We start from the raw sequence: 17123 nt of genomic DNA, 5'->3' as shown, positions 1-17123 counted from the left end.
AGTCGGTGTCATCCGGCGATGGGGGAACGTCATGGTGAAACATATTCTTCTTCTGGCGACGCTGAGCGCCGCCACGACACTATCCGGACACTCCATCGCCCACGCCGGACCGCTCACCGACGCGGCGGCGCAGGCGGAGAAACTTGCCGCTTCGGGCGATGCGGCAAAGGCGCGAGACCTGCTTCTCAAGGCGATGAGCGACTTTTCGCAAACGCTGCCCTTCGCGATCGGCAAGGCGATCTTCGTCTCCAAGCAGCCGACTGGTTATGCGATGTACCAGCCGCGAGACGGCTCGGTCTTCAAGGAGGGAGAGTCGCTGATCTCCTACATCGAGCCGATCGGCCTCTCCTGGAAGGATGCGGCAGAGAAGGGCAAGCTCGAGAGCCATTTCACCGTCGACTTCGATATCCTCAATCCGAAGGGTGACGTTCTCGCCGGCCAGAAGGCCTTCGGCGACTTCACCTTCACCGGTTACCTCAGGAACCAGGAAATCTATTCGACGCTGACCATCGATGTTTCCGGCGCGCCGGCCGGCGACTACGTGCTGCGCTTCCATTTCAATGACGTCAACAGCGGCAAGACCGCTAGCGTCGACCAGCCCTTCAAGATTGCCGGACCGTAAGATCATGCCCCATGCAATAACGACTGTTGGTTTCGATGCCGACGATACGCTTTGGCAGAACGAACAGTTCTTTCGCCTGACCGAGGCACGCTTCGCCGAACTTCTGAGCCCCCACACCGACACCGAGCATCTGTCCGAACGGCTGCTTGCCGCGGAGAAACGCAATCTCGCTCTCTACGGTTTCGGCATCAAAGGCTTCGTTCTGTCGATGGTCGAGACCGCGGTGGACGTGACGGATGGGAAAGTCCCCTCATCCGTGATCGCCGAAATCCTGGCGGCCGGCCGCGACATGCTTGTCCATCCGGTCGAACCCCTGCCCCATGTCCAAGAAACACTCAGTGCCCTTCACGGCACCTTCCGCCTTGTCATGATCACGAAAGGCGATCTCTTCGACCAGGAGCGCAAGCTCGCGGCCTCCGGCCTTGGCGATTATTTCGACGCCGTCGAGATCGTCAGCGACAAGAATGCGAGCACCTACGAACGCCTCTTCAAGCGCCATGGCGACGGGCCGCTGAAAAGCCTGATGGTCGGCAACTCTCTGAAATCCGACATCGTTCCGGCCCTCGATGCGGGAAGCTGGGGTGTTTACGTCCCACATGCACTGACTTGGGCATTCGAGCATCACGACAAGCCGGAGAACCATCGGAGATTTCGCGAGATCGACGATCTCGGCGGATTGCCGCCGATCCTTGAACGCTTGCCGCTCTAGGCACGCGGGCTAATTGCCCTCCTGGGGCCACACCACCAAAAGGCTGTTGGCGAGGCGTCGGAGGCTATCGCGACCGCATCCGCGCTAGCGCGTCGAACGAAATCAGCGGTTGTACTCCCTATCCACCGCACTCCGAATCAGCGCGATATACCATCGCGATTTCGTCAGGGGGGAGTGACAATGGCACAAATATTCGGTGCAACAATTTCAATGCTGCTGCTCGGCACGCTGATCGGGTGGCTGCTGCGCAAGGTCTCCGCTCTCAGCGTGCTTTCGTCCCGTCTGGCGGGCTTGGTCGTCTTGGCGTTCGTGGCTCCTGCCATCTACTCATTCAATTCGGGCCGCCCCTATTTCGAAATGTTCATCCTCTGCGGCATCGCCGCGCTCATCGCAGCTGTCGTCTTCTACTTTCTGAAGCCTAAGCAACAGAGCGCCTGAGCGGCAATCCACCTTTCACCTGTCTGATGCACTTGACTGTTCCCCTTGAGTGTTTGATCTAGGGGGCAAAGCGGGCGTGGCGAAACTGGTAGACGCAAGAGACTTAAAATCTCTCGGCCTTGGCTGTGCGGGTTCGATCCCCGCCGCCCGCACCAGACATCCGGCTTTCAATGATTATTCCGCGCACGTGTAGCCGCTCGCTGAGAAGCGAGAGGTTGCTTCAGAGAGCGCGACCGCTCAGCTGTTGTAGTAGTAGCAATCGCATTCGGCCCGGTAAGCATCGTCGTGCCATACCCGGACGGCGAGCTTCGTTGCGCATCCCTGGTTTTCCAGCCTCAGGCCGAGAAGGGAGACCGCTGCCGCCTTCGAATTGGGGGCGTCCACCTCGATTGCCGATCCGACCTGGTGGACTCCCTGCCGCGGGGTCCAGGTGAAGATCTGAACGTTATAGTGCATCGAATATCCTCCGTGGGAGAGATGGTGTGCACGCAATACTCACGCTTGTGTTCGGATTGAGCCGGCCTGCCTTGAAGCGTACTAGCCGTCTTCTACGGTCGCTTCCGGCCGATCGCCGCCGTCTGTGTGCTCGAAGTGCCAGTGGCCTTCGTCATCCTGGAAACTGATATCTTCGTCGTCGCCGCCGACCTGTTGTTCGGCGGCGGCAGCCTTGGCGGCGGCTAGCGCCATTTCGCGGCTGGGAAAGGGCTCCGAATATGCTTCGGCGGCCTTATAGGCCCATCCTCCGTCATGAGGAACGATGGTGTAAGTGATCCGCGCCATACTTCCCTCCCAATCGTCCGAAAACGCTTCGGTCTTCGGCGGGCCGTTGCCGCACGGCCGTTCTTTCCTCCTCGTCAAAGGCATGTTCATGCCGAACGCCGCGGATATTACCACAGGTGCGGTGCGAATTGCCACCTTCGCGAATCACTCCGAAACGGCGTGTCGCGAATCAAAAGAGCGGCCCCTTTCGGAGCCGCCCTTGATCAAGAAATCCAATATCTTGAGCGATCAATCGGCGAGCTTCGCGGCGATCTTGGCGACATGTGCGCCCTGGAAACGAGCGGCTTCGAGTTCAACCTCGGAGGGCTGGCGCGAACCGTCGCCGCCGGTGATCGTCGAGGCGCCGTAGGGCGAGCCGCCCTTGATCTCGTCGAGGCCCATCTGGCCCTGGAAGGCATAGGGAAGACCGACGACGACCATGCCGTGGTGCATCAGGGTCGGGATGAAGCCGAGGATCGTCGACTCCTGGCCACCATGCTGCGTCGCAGAGGATGTGAAGACCGAGCCGACCTTGCCGACCAGCTTGCCCTTGGCCCACAGGCTGCCCGTCTGGTCGATGAAGTTGCGCATCTGCGAGGCAACGGTGCCGTAGCGCGTGCCTGCGCCGAAGATGATTGCGTCATATTGCGCAAGTTCTTCGACGGTGGCGATTGGCGCTGCCTGGTCCAGCTTGTAGTACGAAGCCTTGGCGACTTCTTCCGACACAAGTTCGGGCACGCGCTTCACGTCCACTTCGGCGCCGGCCGATTTCGCGCCTTCGGCCACCGCATAGGCCATCGTTTCGACGTGTCCGTATGCCGAATAATAGAGAACAAGAACCTTGGCCATAAAATGCTCCTTTGGATTCAAGCGATCCCACTTGATCACCGCTGCCGGGAAGATTTATCAAAATGCGGCCGCTTGCCAGAAGCTGTCCGAGAAACAGACTGTTCTCGCCCGTCGAACAATAGACAATCACTGTTAAATGATTGGCTTATATAAGTAGGAATTACCGATGAGCACAAAAATCGTCACTGCCGCGATGGTCGCCATCGGCGATGAACTTCTGTCGGGTCGCACCAAGGACAAGAACATCGGCCATCTCGCCGACATGATGACCATGGTGGGCATTGATCTGCGCGAAGTGCGGATCGTCGCCGATGACGAAGCCGCCATCGTCGAAGCGATCAACGCCGTACGCAGCCGCTACGATTACGTCTTCACCTCGGGCGGCATCGGCCCCACCCATGACGACATCACCGCCGACGCGATATCACGCGCCTTCGGCGTCGAGTGCGTCTACGAGCCCGAGGCGATGGCCCTGCTCGGCGCGATGTACGAGCGCCGCGGCATGGAGTTCACCGACGCCCGCAAGCGCATGGCGCGCATGCCGCTTGGCGCACGCCACATCCCGAATCCCGTCTCCACCGCGCCGGGCTTCGCGATCGGCAATGTGCATGTCATGGCCGGTGTGCCGCAGGTGTTTCAGGCCATGCTCGACGCCTTGCTGCCCGGCCTTCAGGTCGGTTCGCCCCTCCTCTCGCGCACCGTTCGCTCGCCATTCGGCGAAGGCGATATCGGCAGTCCGCTGACGGAGGTGCAGAAAAACCATCCGGAGACCAGCATCGGCTCCTACCCCAAGTTCGACGGCAAGAACTTCTCGACCGATATTGTCGTGCGTGCCCGCGATCCGCAGGCGCTGGCTGCGGCCGAAGCCGATGTGCAGGCGATGATCCAGGCAATCACCGAAGCACGCGCAAAAGCGTGACTTCCCTGTATAGCGCCCTTAGCGCGTCTTAAAGGACGCGCGGCGCTGTAGAGCCTTGCACTTTGACCGCTATTGCCGTTATTGCATGTCGGCAAATCAGGATGACGCGTTCCCGCCTGCCCGATCTGCCGGACGCTTCGTCTTTACCAAGTACAGACAAGCCGGAGCCCACTGATGTCGCTGCCCGATAAAGCCTTTCCCGTCTCCTGGGACCAGTTCCACCGTGACGCGCGCGCGCTTGCGTGGCGCCTCGCCGACAACGGCCAGGAATGGCGCGCCATGGTCTGCATCACACGCGGCGGCCTGGTTCCTGCGGCGATCATCTGCCGCGAGCTCAATATCCGCATGATCGAGACCGTCTGCATCGCGTCCTACCACGACTATGACACGCAGGGTCAGATGAAGGTGCTGAAGGGCATCGCACCCGAAATCGCCGAGAACGGCGGCGAAGGCGTGCTGATCGTCGACGACCTGACCGACACCGGCAAGACCGCCGCGGAAGTGCGCGCCATGCTGCCGAAGGCGCATTTCGCCGCCGTCTACGCCAAGCCGAAGGGCCGGCCGATGGTCGATACCTTCGTTACCGAAGTGAGCCAGGACACCTGGATCTACTTCCCCTGGGACATGGGCTTCACCTATCAGGAGCCGATCGCCAAGGGCACCCGCGGCTAAGAGCAATTCCAGGAAAAGTGTGAAACGGTTTTCCGTCCGGAATTGCGTAATTTCAGAGACTTAGATCATATCAGTGTTTCGATGAAACAATGAAATGATCTAAGAGCCGGGCAAACAGACAAAAGCGCCTCGAGCGGTCCCTCCCATGAAGTCCGGCTGCTCGAGGCGTTGCATTTCCAGCCTCACGCCAATGGCGGTATGACGCCAATCAATGTCTCGGCGGTGAGCCCCCGCCCGGCCTGGCTGCCGGCCGCGCCATGTCGCCACACGGCGGCCGCCGCTGCCTCGAAGGCCGGCATCCCTTGAGCAAGATGTGCGCCGATGATGCCGGCGAGAACGTCGCCCGAACCGGCCGTTGCCAGCCATGCTGGCGCATTGTTATTGACCACGGCCCGACCGTCCGGTGCTGCGATCACCGTGTCTGCTCCCTTGTAGACGATGACCGCATGGCTCTCGCGAGCCGCCTTCTGCGCCCTTTCGATCTTGGAGAGTGCGCCGTCGCCGGCAATTTGGGGAAAGAGGCGCGCGAATTCGCCCTCGTGCGGCGTCATGACCATCTGCCCTCCGCCCCTCGCAAGCGCGGCGAAGAGTTCCTCGCGGTTCGCCTGAAACGACGTGATCCCGTCTGCGTCGAGCACCAGCGACCGATCGCACAAAGCAAGCGCAAAGTCCCTCGCCTTCTTGCCGACACCGAAGCCGGGCCCGAGGACGAAGCTGCCCAAGCGACGATCCTGCAGCCATTTCGTCAGGTCTCGCTTACCTTCCACTTCGTTGACCATCACAGCGGTCAATTGCGACGCATTGATGCCGAGCGCAGCCTTTCCCGTTGCCACCGTGACCAGTCCGGCGCCGGCCGCGAGCCCTGCCGTGGCCGCCAGGCGCGCGGCCCCCGTTGCTTGCCGGTCGCCTGAAAAGACGACGAGGTGACCACGCCTGAACTTGTGCGTTGACGGCGCGAGATCTCCACGCCAGCCGGACCAGACCGTCGGCGAATTCAGACGCAGCGGGCCGGCCTCGGCCAGCACGATGCGCGGCGGGATTCCGATATCGAAGACGTCGAGCTTTCCGCACAGGGATCGACCGGGCAAAAGCCAGTGGCCCGGCTTCGGCGCCATGAAGGTTACCGTGTGGCGGGCTGCGAAGGCGGCGCCACGGACTTCACCGGTCCGCCCATCGATGCCGCTCGGCAGATCGACCGCGATGACCGGGAGCCCGCTCGCGTTGATCCGTTCAATGAGCTGAACGACGTCCCCCGAGAGACCGCGCGAGAGCCCGGCCCCGAACAGCGCATCGATGACGACATCGCCGGCCCGAAGTTCGATTGCGTCAAGCGACGCCGCCGGTCCCTTCCATTCCGACCGTGCGCGTGCGGCGTCGCCTTGAAGTGCCGCGGGATTGCCGAGTGTAAAAACCGCGACATCCGCCCCACTTTCCGCAAGACCGCATGCCGCGACATAACCATCGCCGCCATTGTTGCCCGGCCCGCAGAGCACGAGGAAACGGAGGGCATCCGGGAAGTGTCGCAAGGCCGCCGCGGTCACGGCCAGGCCGGCGTTGCGCATCAGTGTGAAGCTTTCGATGCCGGATTGGGCGGCCGCCTGATCGATTGCCGTCATTTCCGAGGGCGTGATCAACAAGTGCTGAAGTTCGGAGCGCATGTCGTAGACTTATCCATGCCCGACGGCGTGACGCAAGGCCTCACACCCAGCACGGATTTGCCCCAAAATTATGCATTTGCACATATTTGTTGCTCAAATAACGTGCTTCACCCTGTTGATGACTGAAAGCATCGACCGATGCCGGGCAACTTTCGATCGAAAATCATAAAAATTAGGCAGATCCCAGCCAGGAAATGGCATGGAAACCCCGCAATCCACGTCGTGGCAGTAGATTTTTTGTCGTTCTGACAGATTTTCGCAGAAAAACTGGCATGCAACGTGCATATTCAGGGCGAGCGGGCATGATCCTGCTTTAAAGGGAGAAGCGGAGAGACATTTTCTCATGAAAAAGATCGAAGCGATCATTAAGCCCTTCAAGCTCGACGAAGTGAAGGAAGCCCTTCAGGAAGTCGGCCTGCAGGGCATCACCGTCACGGAAGCCAAGGGCTTCGGGCGGCAGAAGGGTCACACGGAGCTGTATCGCGGCGCCGAATACGTGGTGGACTTCCTGCCGAAGGTTAAGGTCGAGGTCGTGCTGGCGGACGAAAACGCGGAGGCCGTCATCGAGGCAATCCGCAATGCCGCGCAAACCGGCCGCATTGGTGACGGAAAGATTTTCGTTTCCAATGTGGAAGAAGTCATCCGAATTCGCACGGGCGAAACCGGCCTCGACGCCATCTGATATCACGGGCCGTCCGGCCCGGTTCTTTTCAAACCTCGTCATCTCACACAGGGAATAACGGCAAATGACGACTGCAAGCGATATTCTGAAGCAAATCAAGGACAACGACGTCAAGTTCGTCGACCTGCGCTTTACCGATCCCAAGGGCAAGCTGCAGCACGTAACGATGGATGTGGTCTGCGTCGACGAAGACATGTTCGCCGATGGCGTCATGTTCGACGGCTCCTCGATTGGCGGCTGGAAGGCCATCAACGAGTCCGACATGGTGCTGATGCCCGATCCGGAAACAGCGCATATGGACCCGTTCTTCGCGCAGTCGACGATGGTCATCATCTGCGACATTCTCGATCCGGTTTCGGGCGAATCCTATAACCGCGACCCGCGCGGCACGGCCAAGAAGGCGGAAGCCTACCTCAAGGCATCGGGTATCGGCGACACCGTCTTCGTCGGCCCGGAAGCCGAATTCTTCGTCTTCGACGACGTCAAGTACAAGGCCGATCCGTACAACACCGGCTTCAAGCTCGACTCCTCGGAACTGCCGTCGAACGACGACACCGACTATGAGACCGGCAACCTCGGCCACCGCCCGCGCGTCAAGGGCGGCTATTTCCCGGTTCCGCCGATCGACAGCTGCCAGGACATGCGCTCGGAAATGCTGACGGTTCTGTCCGAAATGGGCGTAACGGTCGAAAAGCATCACCACGAAGTGGCCGCCGCCCAGCACGAGCTCGGCGTCAAGTTCGACGCGCTGGTGCGCAACGCCGACAAGATGCAGATCTACAAGTACGTCGTGCACCAGGTCGCCAACGCCTACGGCAAGACGGCAACCTTCATGCCGAAGCCGATCTTCGGCGACAACGGTTCGGGCATGCACGTGCATCTGTCGATCTGGAAGGACGGCAAGCCGACCTTCGCAGGCGACGAATATGCCGGCCTGTCGGAAACCTGCCTCTACTTCATCGGCGGCATCATCAAGCACGCCAAGTCGCTGAATGCCTTCACCAACCCGTCGACGAACTCCTACAAGCGTCTCGTCCCGGGCTACGAAGCACCGGTTCTGCTCGCCTATTCGGCACGCAACCGCTCGGCTTCCTGCCGCATTCCGTTCGGCACGAACCCGAAGGCCAAGCGCGTTGAAGTCCGCTTCCCGGACCCGACCGCGAACCCCTACCTCGCCTTCGCAGCCATGCTGATGGCCGGCCTCGACGGCATCAAGAACAAGCTGCATCCGGGCAAGGCCATGGACAAGGACCTCTACGACCTGCCGCCGAAGGAGCTGAAGAAGATCCCGACGGTTTGCGGCTCGCTGCGCGAAGCGCTCGAAAGCCTCGACAAGGACCGCAAGTACCTGACGGCCGGCGGCGTGTTCGACGACGACCAGATCGACTCCTTCATCGAACTGAAGATGCAGGAAGTGATGCGCTTCGAAATGACGCCGCATCCGGTCGAGTACGACATGTACTACTCGGTCTAAGACCATGCAGGCCGGCAGCAACACCGCTTCCAGCTAAGCACCCCATGCAGAAGGCCGGCGCCTCGATCGAGGTCGCCGGCCTTTCTTTTTCGGCTGATGCTCGCGCTCTTGGAAACGCCGCACCTTGTGGTGGGCGGCACGCTTTGCCGAATTGTGTGATATTATGTTGACGGCAACTTGTGCGCGTCTATCCGGACAGCTAGCGCAATTGCCCAACGCGGGGCGGAAGGGAGATCCCTATTGATGTTTTGGGTTCGCCAACCCAGATAATCTCCTGAAAGGATGTGTTGCGTCATGAAACAAAGAAACGCCAAATTCGAGATCGGACAGGTGGTTCGCCATCGGATTTTCCCGTTCCGAGGCGTCATTTTCGACGTCGATCCGGAATACGCCAACACCGAGGAATGGTGGAACGCCATTCCGCAGGAGATCCGCCCGAGCAAGGATCAACCCTTCTACCATCTGTTCGCCGAAAACGACGACAGCGAGTATGTCGCCTACGTTTCCGAGCAGAACCTGGAGTTCGACGACAGCGACCGGCCGATGCGCCACGCCCAAGTCGATGCCCTGTTCGACAAGGACGGCGTCGGCCACTACAGGCCCAAGGCGGCTTTCCGTCACTAGGGCTTTTCGCCCCGGACAAATAAAAACGCCCGGACGCTAAGTCCGGGCGTTTCTTTTTGGGAATAGCGAGAGATCGCTTAGTTCTTCTTGGCAGCCTTCTGGGCTTCTTCGAGCTTCTTGCGGGCGTCTTCCGCCTTCTTCTGCATTTCTTCCTGCAGAAGGCGCTGACGCTCTTCGAGCTGCGACTGCTCGATCGGCTCGCCGTCGAAAATACCGGTGAAGCCCGTGAGGGCCATCTTGATCGGGTTCGGAGCGCGCTGGAAGTTGACCGAGGTGAAGACCACCTCGTTGCCCTTCTTCAGGCTGGCGATCAGCTGGTCGGACAGCGGCGCTTCGGCGACGCACTTGTCCGGCATGCAGATTGCGTAGTCGAGCTTCACCGGCTTGCCGCCGTCGATCTGCATCTGGACGCCCGTCGGGATGAGGCGTGCGGACGGTACGGAAACCTGCAGGACCTTACGGTTGACCTTGCCGCTTACGGTGATGAGGCCGACGGCGGTCACGAGCTGGCCGTTGTTGGCGGTCAGGAGGTTCTGAACGATGCAGACGTCATTGTCTTCCTGCTTGGTGCAGATCTTGAACCAGCCCTGCGGCGGCTTGCCACCCGCCTGCTGGGCGGATGCAACACTCGGTACGCCCGCAGCAGCTACAGAGAGCGCCAGCGCTGCCATAGCCGAGCGTTTGGTAAAATTCGACTTGAAGATCATTGTGATTCCGTCTCCTGAAATCCGGTAACGGAACAGTTCGTTCCGCAGGTGAGTATCGTCAGCCGCCGTTGTCCTGTTGGCCAAATAAGGCAAATGCATGACCCCGTTTCCGGAAACACCTGTTACATTGGCTCGCTTCGATTATCCAGTGTTTCCTGTCATTTTTTGACTTGCTACTGGGCGGAATTTGGGCGGCTGATCGGTTGGCTTCATCGGTCTCCATTGGTAACGTTCAGGGAATCGGCCTGTTGATACCCCTTCACGGGAGGTGACTTTGCGTGCATTTCTTTCCGGTCTGGCCCTGCTCATGACCGTCACTTCGTTCGGCAATGGTGCGGTAGCCGCGCCCGTGCATGCCATTGCCATGCACGGCGAGCCGGCGCTGCCAGCCGATTTCAAGAACTTCCCCTACGTCAATCCGAACGTGAAAAAGGGCGGGAAGATCGCCTACGGCGTCGTCGGCAGCTTCGACAGCCTCAATCCCTTCATTCTGAAAAGCATGCGCACGACAGCGCGCGGCATGTGGGATCCGGAATACGGCAACCTCGTCTACGAATCGCTGATGCAGCGCTCGCGCGACGAAGCCTTCACCATGTACGGCCTGCTCGCCGAATCGGTTGAATGGGATGACGACCGGACCTTCATCCAGTTCAACCTCAACCCCAATGCCCGCTGGGCCGATGGGCAGCCGGTCACCGCTGAAGACGTGATCTTCAGCTTCGAACTGATGCGCGACAAGGGACGTGTCCCCTTCAGCAACCGCCTGACCAAGGTGGCGAAGATGGAGAAGGTCGGTGACCGCAGCGTACGCTTCACCTTCACCGAAGAAGCCGACCGCGAGCTTCCGCTGCTGCTCGGCCTCTCGCCGGTCCTGCCGAAACACGCCATCGACGTTGCAAGCTTCGACCAGACGAGCTTGAAACCGCCGCTCGGCTCCGGCCCCTATCGTGTCACTGAAGTGAAGCCCGGCGAACGCATCGTCTACAAGAGAAACCCGGACTACTGGGCGAAGGACCTGCCGTCGAAGGTCGGCCAGGATAATTACGACGAAATCTCGGTCGAATACTTCCTCCAGGAAAATTCGCTGTTCGAGGCGTTCAAGAAGGGCGAGATCGACATCTATCCGGAAGGCAGCGCCACCAAGTGGGCACGCGGCTACGATTTCCCGGCGGTCCGCTCCGGCGACGTCGTCAAAGAGACCTTCAAGCCGAAAACGCCCTCGGGCATGCTCGGCATCGTGTTCAATACCCGCAAGCCGATGTTCGACAATCTCAAGCTCCGCCAGGGTCTGGCGCTGGTGTTCGACTTCGAGTGGGTCAACAAGAACCTCTTCGATGGTGCCTACACGCGCACCCAGAGCTATTGGCAGAACTCGACGCTGAGTTTCCTCGGCGCACCGGCAGACGACCGCGAACTCGGCCTCATCGGCGATGCGCGCGATCGCATCAATCCGGCAATCCTCGATGGCACCTACCGGCTGCCGGTGACCGACGCCTCCGGGCGCGATCGCAACGTGCTGCGCGTCGCCGTCTCGCTGATGCGAGAGGCGGGCTTCCAGATCAAGGACGGCAAGATGGTGGACGCCAAGGGCGCGCCGCTCGCCTTCGAGATCATGAGCCAGAACGCGGGCCAGGAAAAGATCGCCCTCGCCTACCAGCGCTTCCTCGCGCCGCTGGGCATCCAGGTGTCGGTGCGCACCGTCGACGATTCGCAATACCAGCAGCGCAGTCAGTCCTTCGACTATGACGTGATCATCAAGTCCTTCCCGTCGACGTTGTCACCCGGCATCGAACAGGCCGGGCGCTGGTCCTCCCAGGCCAGGGATCGGCAGGGCAGCGACAACTTTGCCGGCGTTGCCGACAAGGATGTCGACCGCATGATCAACAACATTCTCCAGGCCCGCACGACCGAGGATTTCACGGCTGCCGTGCGCGCCCACGACCGGCTGCTGATCAACAATTCCTACCTGGTTCCGCTCTATCATCTGGACGCACAGTGGGTGGCCCGACGCAAGCACATCGGCCGCCCCGATGTGTTGCCGCTTTATGGCTATCAGCTTCCGGCCTGGTGGGATCAAAACGCCCAATAGAGGGTTGGTTCCCTTTTGGTAACGCATTGAAAGCCGGATAAAACCGGCTTATCTCGCCGACATACCAAAACAAGGAAAGGCACCCGCACCATGCAAACCGTCAGCATCGATATCGTCTCGGACGTCGTCTGCCCCTGGTGCTATCTGGGCAAGGCAAGGCTGGATCAGGCGATCACCAACGTCCCCGACGTGCTCGTCACCGTCAACTGGCGTCCCTATCAGCTCAATCCCGACCTGCCGCCGGAAGGCGTCGACCACAAGCAGCACCTGGCGGCAAAGCTCGGTGGCCAGGCGGCGGTCGATCGCGCCCATGATATGCTGCGCGAACTCGGAAACGCCGAGGGCATCGCCTTCGACTTTGACGCCGTGAAGATCAGCCCGAACACGCTCGACGCGCATCGGCTCGTCCGCTGGGCTGCAACCAACGGCGAGGCAGCGCAGACGGCCGTCGTCGGCATGCTGTTCAAGGCGAATTTCGAGGAAGGCCGCAATGTCGGCGATCACGCCGTGCTTCTGGATATCGCCGAGAAGGCCGGTCTCGACCGTCCCGTCATCGCGGCGTTGCTGACCTCCGACGCCGATAAGGACGCGGTCAAGGAAGAGGTCGGTTTGGCCCGCGAGATGGGCGTGACCGGTGTCCCCTGCTTCATCCTCGAAGGGCAATATGCCGTGATGGGAGCGCAATCCGTCGACGTGTTGACGAATGCGCTGCGCGAAATCGCCGAGATGAAGGCAAGCGGCAAGCCGAACTGAGCCGCCGCGAACGCTGACGCTGCCGCATCACGCGGCAGCGCGATGCCTGCATAGGCTATTTCGCCAACCCTGCGAGCTGCGTCATCACCATCGCAGCGCCCGAAAGACGCTTCTCCGGCGTTGCCAGTTCCCTTTGGAAGAAGATGCTGTGGTCCGGCCGGATCTTCACAAGCGTACCCTGCTTGGCGATGTAACCGACGAGCGCGGCCGGGTTCGGGAATTCCTTGTTGCGGAACTGCACCACGACACCCTTCGGCCCGGCATCGAGCTTCTCGACATTCGCCGTACGGCACAGCGACTTGATGTAGACGATCTTCAAGAGGTGCTGGACCTCGATCGGCAACGGGCCGAAGCGGTCGATCATTTCGGCGCCGAAGCCGTCGATCTCCTTGAGATCCGTCAGTTCCCCGAGGCGGCGATAGAGACCGAGCCTCAGATGCAGATCCGGCACGTAGTGTTCGGGGATCATGACCGGGGTTCCGACCGAGATCTGCGGCGACCAACCGGTATCGTGGATTTCTTCTTCACCCTTGAGCTCGGCGACCGCCTCTTCCAGCATCTGCTGGTAAAGCTCGAAGCCGACCTCCTTGATATGGCCCGACTGTTCCTCGCCGAGCAGGTTGCCGGCGCCGCGAATATCGAGGTCGTGGCTCGCCAGCTGGAAGCCGGCACCGAGCGTGTCGAGCGACTGCAGCACCTTCAGCCGTCGTTCGGCAGGTCCCGTCAGCGTCTTGTTTACCGGAAGCGTGAAAAGCGCGAAGGCACGCACCTTCGAGCGGCCGACACGACCGCGCAGCTGGTAGAGCTGCGCAAGTCCGAACATGTCGGCGCGGTGCACGATCAGCGTATTGGCCGTCGGCACGTCGAGACCGGATTCGACGATCGTCGTCGAAAGCAGCACATCGTAACGCCCATCGTAGAAGGCGTTCATGATGTCTTCGAGCTCGGTTGCCGGCATCTGGCCGTGAGCAACCGCTACCTTCAATTCCGGAACGTCCGATTTCAGGAAGTCGTGGATCTCCGAGAGGTCACTCAGGCGCGGGCAGACATAGAAGCTCTGGCCGCCGCGATAATGCTCGCGCATCAGCGTTTCGCGAATCACCAGCGCGTCGAAGGGTGAGATGAAGGTGCGCACCGCCATGCGGTCGACCGGCGGCGTGGTGATCAGCGACAATTCGCGAACGCCGGTCAGCGCCAGCTGAAGCGTGCGCGGGATCGGCGTTGCCGAAAGCGTCAGCACGTGGACATCCGACTTCAGCTCCTTCAGCCGCTCCTTGTGCTTGACGCCAAAGTGCTGCTCTTCGTCGATGATCAGAAGGCCGAGATTGGCGAAATTGACCGACGTGCCAAGCAGCGCGTGGGTGCCGACGACGACGTCGGTCTTTCCGTCCGCCACCTCCTTCTTGGTCAACGCCAATTCCTTCGATCCAACGAGGCGGGATGCCTGCTGGATGCGGATCGGCAGACCGCGGAAACGCTCGGAGAAGGTCTTGAAATGCTGGCGCGCCAGCAGCGTCGTCGGCACGACGACGGCGACCTGCACGCCGTTCATGGCCGCGATGAAGGCGGCACGCAGTGCAACTTCCGTCTTGCCGAAGCCGACGTCGCCGCAGACGAGGCGGTCCATCGGGCGGCCGCTGCCGAGATCGTCGCGCACGGCCTCGATCGAGTTCAGCTGGTCCTCGGTCTCATCATAGGGGAAGCGCGCGGCGAATTCGTCATAGACGCCATCCTGCGCTGCAAGAACCGGTGCCCGACGCGTGTGGCGTTCGGCGGCGATACGGATGAGACCGCCTGCCATGTCCAGCAGGCGCTTCTTGAGCTTGGCCTTGCGTGCCTGCCAGGCGACGCCACCAAGCTTGTCGAGGATCGCATCGGTCCCTTCTGCTCCATAGCGCGACAGAAGCTCGATGTTTTCGACCGGCAGGAACAGCTTGGCATTGTCGGCATAGACGAGCTCGAGGCAATCATGCGGTGCGCCGACGGCTTCGATGGTGCGCAAGCCGACAAACCGGCCAATGCCGTGTTCGGCATGCACGACGTAGCTGCCCTCGTCGAGGCCCGCGACTTCGGCGATGAAGTCGGCCCCGCGCTTGCGGCGCCTCGAACGGCGTACCATGCGGTCGCCCAGGATATCCTGTTCGCCGATGATCACGAGATCGCCGGTCTCGAAGCCGGCCTCGATGCTGAGGACGGTCGATCCCGCCTCGCCCGGCTTCAGGCTCTTGACCTCGGCCAGCGCCTTGATCGGCTTGATGTTGCCGAGTCCGTGCTCGGCAAGCACCTGCAACAGGCGGTCCAGCGATCCCTCGCTCCAGCCCGAAATGACCACCTTGGCGCCCTTCGAGCGCCGCTCGGCGATGTACTTGACCGCCTGGTCGAAGACGTTGACGCGCTCGCTATCGGTCTCGCCCTCGCCGGCCGACTTGGCCCAGCGCATGCCCTGGCGCGCGTCGACCGATATCACCTGCCGGGCTTCGCCTTCATGCTCGTTGAAAGGCGACAGACGAATAGCGTCGCGCGAGGTCAGTGCAGCATTGAAGCCCTGCGAATTCAGATAGAGCAGTTCCGGCGGAACCGGCTTATAGGGCGTGCCCTGGGTCGTCTGCGATTTGCCGGGAGAGGCCGATGCCAGACGGGCATCGTAATAGTCGAGAATGAGCTTCGAGCGTTCGGCCGCAGCTTCACGCGCCAGATGATCGGTGACGATGCGGAAACCATGGAGATAGTCGAAGACCGTCTCCAGCCCGTCATAAAAGAGCGGCAGCCAGTGCTCCATGCCGGCATAACGCCGCCCTTCGGATACGGCCTGGTAGAGCGCATCGTCGCGGGTGGTCGCGCCGAAAAGCGACAGATACTGCTTGCGGAAATGGCTGATCGTCTCCGGCGTCAGCGACACCTCGCTCATCGGGTTGAGATCGAGAGAGCGGACCTGGCCGGTCGTGCGCTGGCTTGCGGGATCGAAGGAGCGGATGGTCTCCAACGTATCGCCGAAGAAGTCGAGGCGCAAAGGTTCGCCGCTGCCGGGCACGAAGACATCGAGGATGCCGCCGCGCACGGCATATTCGCCAACCTCACGCACCGTCGCGACGCGCTCGAAACCATTGCGCTCGAGCCGCATCGCGATGTCATCCATGCGCACCTGGTTGCCCGGGCGGGCCGAAAACGCCAGACTCTCGATCACATTCTGCGGCGAGATCTTCTGCAGGGCAGCGTTGATCGTCACCAGCACGATCGCTGCATGCGGTTTCTTCTTGTGCGCGATGAGCGCACTGAGCGCCGCGAGACGCCGCGCTGACGTGTCGGCGCTTGGCGACACGCGGTCATAGGGAAGGCAGTCCCAGCCCGGCAGCGTCAATACCGGGATATCGGGTGCCACGAAGCCGAGAACCTGCTCAAGATCCGCGATCCGTTGACCATCCGAGAGAATATAGGCGACCGGCTGGCCCGCCCGCGCGAGCTCGGCGAGAACCAGTGCCTCGGCGCCTGATGGAACCGGGCCGATCGTGATCTCTCGTTGTGCTTCGACAATCTTCTTCGGATCAAGGCCAACCAGCATCATCGCTCTATTTCATCCCTTCGGGAAGCTTGTCGAAATCCGGACGATAGGCGGCAATGCGCTCGAACATCGGCGTCTGATAGCGAACGGGCAGAGGTTGTTCACCGGTGATCCACCTGACGAGATCATTGTCCTCTTCGCGCATGATCGTCTCGAGTTCATCGAGCTCCACTTCGGAAAGCACCGAAAGCTCGGCCTCTGCAAACTGCCCGAGGATCAGGTCCATCTCGCGGATGCCGCGATGCCAGGCGCGGAACAGGATCCGCCGTCGCCGCGGATCGAGATCGGCGCTGGTGCGTGAGATGCCAGTCATGGAAATTCCTTCCTGCCGCCCGCTACCGCGCCGCGCGTCTTCCAAGGCGCACGAAAGTCGCTGTAGCACTTTAGATTGCTGCATGTTTTTGTCCCTAAACCGGATTGGATTTAGGGAGAAAGGAAACATGCAGGAGAGCGCCGCGCATTCGGACGAACACGCGAGGGACGCTCCAGCGCTTTGATTCCAGAGCACCTTGTCGCCTTCAGTGATACCACTTGAAAGCGGGACGCTCTAGGCTACGGTTTGTCGTCAATGGGCTCTATAAACTCTGAATTGGTGATTGTCAGCCTTGC

The 17123-nt window shown here is 60.9% G+C and carries 17 protein-coding genes and 1 tRNA gene; 11 read left to right on the top strand and 7 right to left on the bottom strand.

What is annotated here, in order from left to right; translation table 11 throughout:
• The first annotated feature begins 31 nt into the window (after nucleotides 1-31).
• The 4 genes from AC070A_RS23520 (at nucleotide 32) to AC070A_RS23505 (ending at nucleotide 1924) form a co-directional block, all read left to right on the top strand.
• Nucleotides 32-622 carry a hypothetical protein gene (locus AC070A_RS23520; protein ID WP_057256090.1) on the top strand — a complete coding sequence of 197 codons (591 nt, stop codon included), beginning with the start codon at nucleotides 32-34 and terminating at the stop codon, nucleotides 620-622.
• A 4-nt stretch (nucleotides 623-626) separates the two neighbouring features.
• The gene (locus tag AC070A_RS23515; RefSeq protein ID WP_057256088.1) at nucleotides 627-1331 is read left to right on the top strand and encodes an HAD family hydrolase; all 705 of its coding nucleotides are present in this window, start codon (nucleotides 627-629) and stop codon (nucleotides 1329-1331) included.
• Between the two features lie 180 nt (nucleotides 1332-1511).
• Nucleotides 1512-1769 carry a hypothetical protein gene (locus tag AC070A_RS23510; protein WP_156414768.1) on the top strand — a complete coding sequence of 86 codons (258 nt, stop codon included), beginning with the start codon at nucleotides 1512-1514 and terminating at the stop codon, nucleotides 1767-1769.
• Between the two features lie 70 nt (nucleotides 1770-1839).
• Nucleotides 1840-1924: transfer RNA gene (locus tag AC070A_RS23505), tRNA-Leu, on the top strand.
• Nucleotides 1925-2006: 82 nt separating this feature from the next.
• On the opposite strand, the gene AC070A_RS23500 is transcribed toward AC070A_RS23505, so the two are convergent.
• The 3 genes from AC070A_RS23500 to wrbA form a co-directional block, all read right to left on the bottom strand.
• Complete coding sequence (locus AC070A_RS23500) at nucleotides 2007-2225, bottom strand: hypothetical protein (protein ID WP_057255959.1); 219 nt, start codon at nucleotides 2223-2225, stop codon at nucleotides 2007-2009.
• 81 nt (nucleotides 2226-2306) lie between these two features.
• Nucleotides 2307-2549, bottom strand: a complete 243-nt coding sequence (locus AC070A_RS23495; RefSeq protein ID WP_057255956.1) for a DUF2188 domain-containing protein — start codon at nucleotides 2547-2549, stop codon at nucleotides 2307-2309.
• 228 nt (nucleotides 2550-2777) lie between these two features.
• The gene (gene wrbA, locus AC070A_RS23490; RefSeq protein ID WP_057255954.1) at nucleotides 2778-3377 is read right to left on the bottom strand and encodes an NAD(P)H:quinone oxidoreductase; all 600 of its coding nucleotides are present in this window, start codon (nucleotides 3375-3377) and stop codon (nucleotides 2778-2780) included.
• A 166-nt stretch (nucleotides 3378-3543) separates the two neighbouring features.
• Between wrbA and AC070A_RS23485 the strand changes: the two genes are divergently transcribed.
• Together AC070A_RS23485 and gpt are read left to right on the top strand one after the other, a co-directional pair.
• Nucleotides 3544-4296 carry a competence/damage-inducible protein A gene (locus AC070A_RS23485; protein WP_057255952.1) on the top strand — a complete coding sequence of 251 codons (753 nt, stop codon included), beginning with the start codon at nucleotides 3544-3546 and terminating at the stop codon, nucleotides 4294-4296.
• 174 nt (nucleotides 4297-4470) lie between these two features.
• A complete protein-coding gene (gene gpt / locus AC070A_RS23480) occupies nucleotides 4471-4968 on the top strand; it encodes a xanthine phosphoribosyltransferase (protein WP_057255950.1) in 498 nt (165 codons plus the stop codon).
• Between the two features lie 182 nt (nucleotides 4969-5150).
• Here gpt and AC070A_RS23475 read toward each other — a convergent pair whose 3' ends face one another.
• Nucleotides 5151-6626 carry a bifunctional ADP-dependent NAD(P)H-hydrate dehydratase/NAD(P)H-hydrate epimerase gene (locus tag AC070A_RS23475; RefSeq protein ID WP_057255948.1) on the bottom strand — a complete coding sequence of 492 codons (1476 nt, stop codon included), beginning with the start codon at nucleotides 6624-6626 and terminating at the stop codon, nucleotides 5151-5153.
• Between the two features lie 343 nt (nucleotides 6627-6969).
• Here AC070A_RS23475 and AC070A_RS23470 point away from each other — a divergent pair, with 343 nt between their 5' ends.
• From AC070A_RS23470 to hspQ, 3 genes are all read left to right on the top strand, one after another.
• A complete protein-coding gene (locus tag AC070A_RS23470; RefSeq protein ID WP_003528058.1) occupies nucleotides 6970-7308 on the top strand; it encodes a P-II family nitrogen regulator in 339 nt (112 codons plus the stop codon).
• Between the two features lie 64 nt (nucleotides 7309-7372).
• A complete protein-coding gene (gene glnA, locus AC070A_RS23465; RefSeq protein WP_057255946.1) occupies nucleotides 7373-8782 on the top strand; it encodes a type I glutamate--ammonia ligase in 1410 nt (469 codons plus the stop codon).
• A 294-nt stretch (nucleotides 8783-9076) separates the two neighbouring features.
• Nucleotides 9077-9406, top strand: coding sequence for a heat shock protein HspQ (gene hspQ, locus AC070A_RS23460; RefSeq protein ID WP_057255944.1), 330 nt, complete (start codon nucleotides 9077-9079; stop codon nucleotides 9404-9406).
• A gap of 77 nt (nucleotides 9407-9483) precedes the next feature.
• On the opposite strand, the gene AC070A_RS23455 is transcribed toward hspQ, so the two are convergent.
• On the bottom strand, nucleotides 9484-10113 hold the full coding sequence (locus AC070A_RS23455) for an invasion associated locus B family protein (protein ID WP_057255942.1): 630 nt from the start codon (nucleotides 10111-10113) through the stop codon (nucleotides 9484-9486).
• A 307-nt stretch (nucleotides 10114-10420) separates the two neighbouring features.
• On the opposite strand from AC070A_RS23455, the gene AC070A_RS23450 reads away from it, so the two are divergent.
• Nucleotides 10421-12202 (top strand): extracellular solute-binding protein, encoded by a 1782-nt coding sequence (locus AC070A_RS23450; RefSeq protein ID WP_057256086.1) that lies wholly within the window; start codon nucleotides 10421-10423, stop codon nucleotides 12200-12202.
• A 90-nt stretch (nucleotides 12203-12292) separates the two neighbouring features.
• Complete coding sequence (locus AC070A_RS23445; RefSeq protein WP_112996229.1) at nucleotides 12293-12955, top strand: DsbA family oxidoreductase; 663 nt, start codon at nucleotides 12293-12295, stop codon at nucleotides 12953-12955.
• A 55-nt stretch (nucleotides 12956-13010) separates the two neighbouring features.
• Here AC070A_RS23445 and mfd read toward each other — a convergent pair whose 3' ends face one another.
• Both mfd and AC070A_RS23435 read right to left on the bottom strand, forming a co-directional pair.
• Nucleotides 13011-16514, bottom strand: coding sequence for a transcription-repair coupling factor (gene mfd / locus AC070A_RS23440; RefSeq protein ID WP_057256084.1), 3504 nt, complete (start codon nucleotides 16512-16514; stop codon nucleotides 13011-13013).
• A 7-nt stretch (nucleotides 16515-16521) separates the two neighbouring features.
• Complete coding sequence (locus AC070A_RS23435) at nucleotides 16522-16827, bottom strand: FAD assembly factor SdhE (RefSeq protein ID WP_057255936.1); 306 nt, start codon at nucleotides 16825-16827, stop codon at nucleotides 16522-16524.
• Nucleotides 16828-17123: the final 296 nt, after the last annotated feature.

The sequence above is a fragment of the Ensifer sp. GW101-20A05 genome (assembly GCF_059424735.1).
This window is presented reverse-complemented; position numbering and strand designations above follow the sequence as displayed.

Excerpts from the sequence above, each read along its gene's own strand:
- AC070A_RS23485 (WP_057255952.1), top strand. The coding sequence starts at position 3,544 with ATGAGCACAAAAATCGTCACTGCCGCGATGGTCGCCATCGGCGATGAA.
- AC070A_RS23435 (WP_057255936.1), bottom strand. The coding sequence starts at position 16,827 with ATGACTGGCATCTCACGCACCAGCGCCGATCTCGATCCGCGGCGACGG.
- AC070A_RS23470 (WP_003528058.1), top strand. The coding sequence starts at position 6,970 with ATGAAAAAGATCGAAGCGATCATTAAGCCCTTCAAGCTCGACGAAGTG.
- AC070A_RS23520 (WP_057256090.1), top strand. The coding sequence starts at position 32 with ATGGTGAAACATATTCTTCTTCTGGCGACGCTGAGCGCCGCCACGACA.
- gpt (WP_057255950.1), top strand. The coding sequence starts at position 4,471 with ATGTCGCTGCCCGATAAAGCCTTTCCCGTCTCCTGGGACCAGTTCCAC.
- AC070A_RS23450 (WP_057256086.1), top strand. The coding sequence starts at position 10,421 with ATGACCGTCACTTCGTTCGGCAATGGTGCGGTAGCCGCGCCCGTGCAT.
- mfd (WP_057256084.1), bottom strand. The coding sequence starts at position 16,514 with ATGCTGGTTGGCCTTGATCCGAAGAAGATTGTCGAAGCACAACGAGAG.
- AC070A_RS23495 (WP_057255956.1), bottom strand. The coding sequence starts at position 2,549 with ATGGCGCGGATCACTTACACCATCGTTCCTCATGACGGAGGATGGGCC.
- AC070A_RS23475 (WP_057255948.1), bottom strand. The coding sequence starts at position 6,626 with ATGCGCTCCGAACTTCAGCACTTGTTGATCACGCCCTCGGAAATGACG.
- AC070A_RS23455 (WP_057255942.1), bottom strand. The coding sequence starts at position 10,113 with ATGATCTTCAAGTCGAATTTTACCAAACGCTCGGCTATGGCAGCGCTG.
- AC070A_RS23500 (WP_057255959.1), bottom strand. The coding sequence starts at position 2,225 with ATGCACTATAACGTTCAGATCTTCACCTGGACCCCGCGGCAGGGAGTC.
- AC070A_RS23445 (WP_112996229.1), top strand. The coding sequence starts at position 12,293 with ATGCAAACCGTCAGCATCGATATCGTCTCGGACGTCGTCTGCCCCTGG.
- AC070A_RS23515 (WP_057256088.1), top strand. The coding sequence starts at position 627 with ATGCCCCATGCAATAACGACTGTTGGTTTCGATGCCGACGATACGCTT.
- hspQ (WP_057255944.1), top strand. The coding sequence starts at position 9,077 with ATGAAACAAAGAAACGCCAAATTCGAGATCGGACAGGTGGTTCGCCAT.
- glnA (WP_057255946.1), top strand. The coding sequence starts at position 7,373 with ATGACGACTGCAAGCGATATTCTGAAGCAAATCAAGGACAACGACGTC.
- AC070A_RS23510 (WP_156414768.1), top strand. The coding sequence starts at position 1,512 with ATGGCACAAATATTCGGTGCAACAATTTCAATGCTGCTGCTCGGCACG.
- wrbA (WP_057255954.1), bottom strand. The coding sequence starts at position 3,377 with ATGGCCAAGGTTCTTGTTCTCTATTATTCGGCATACGGACACGTCGAA.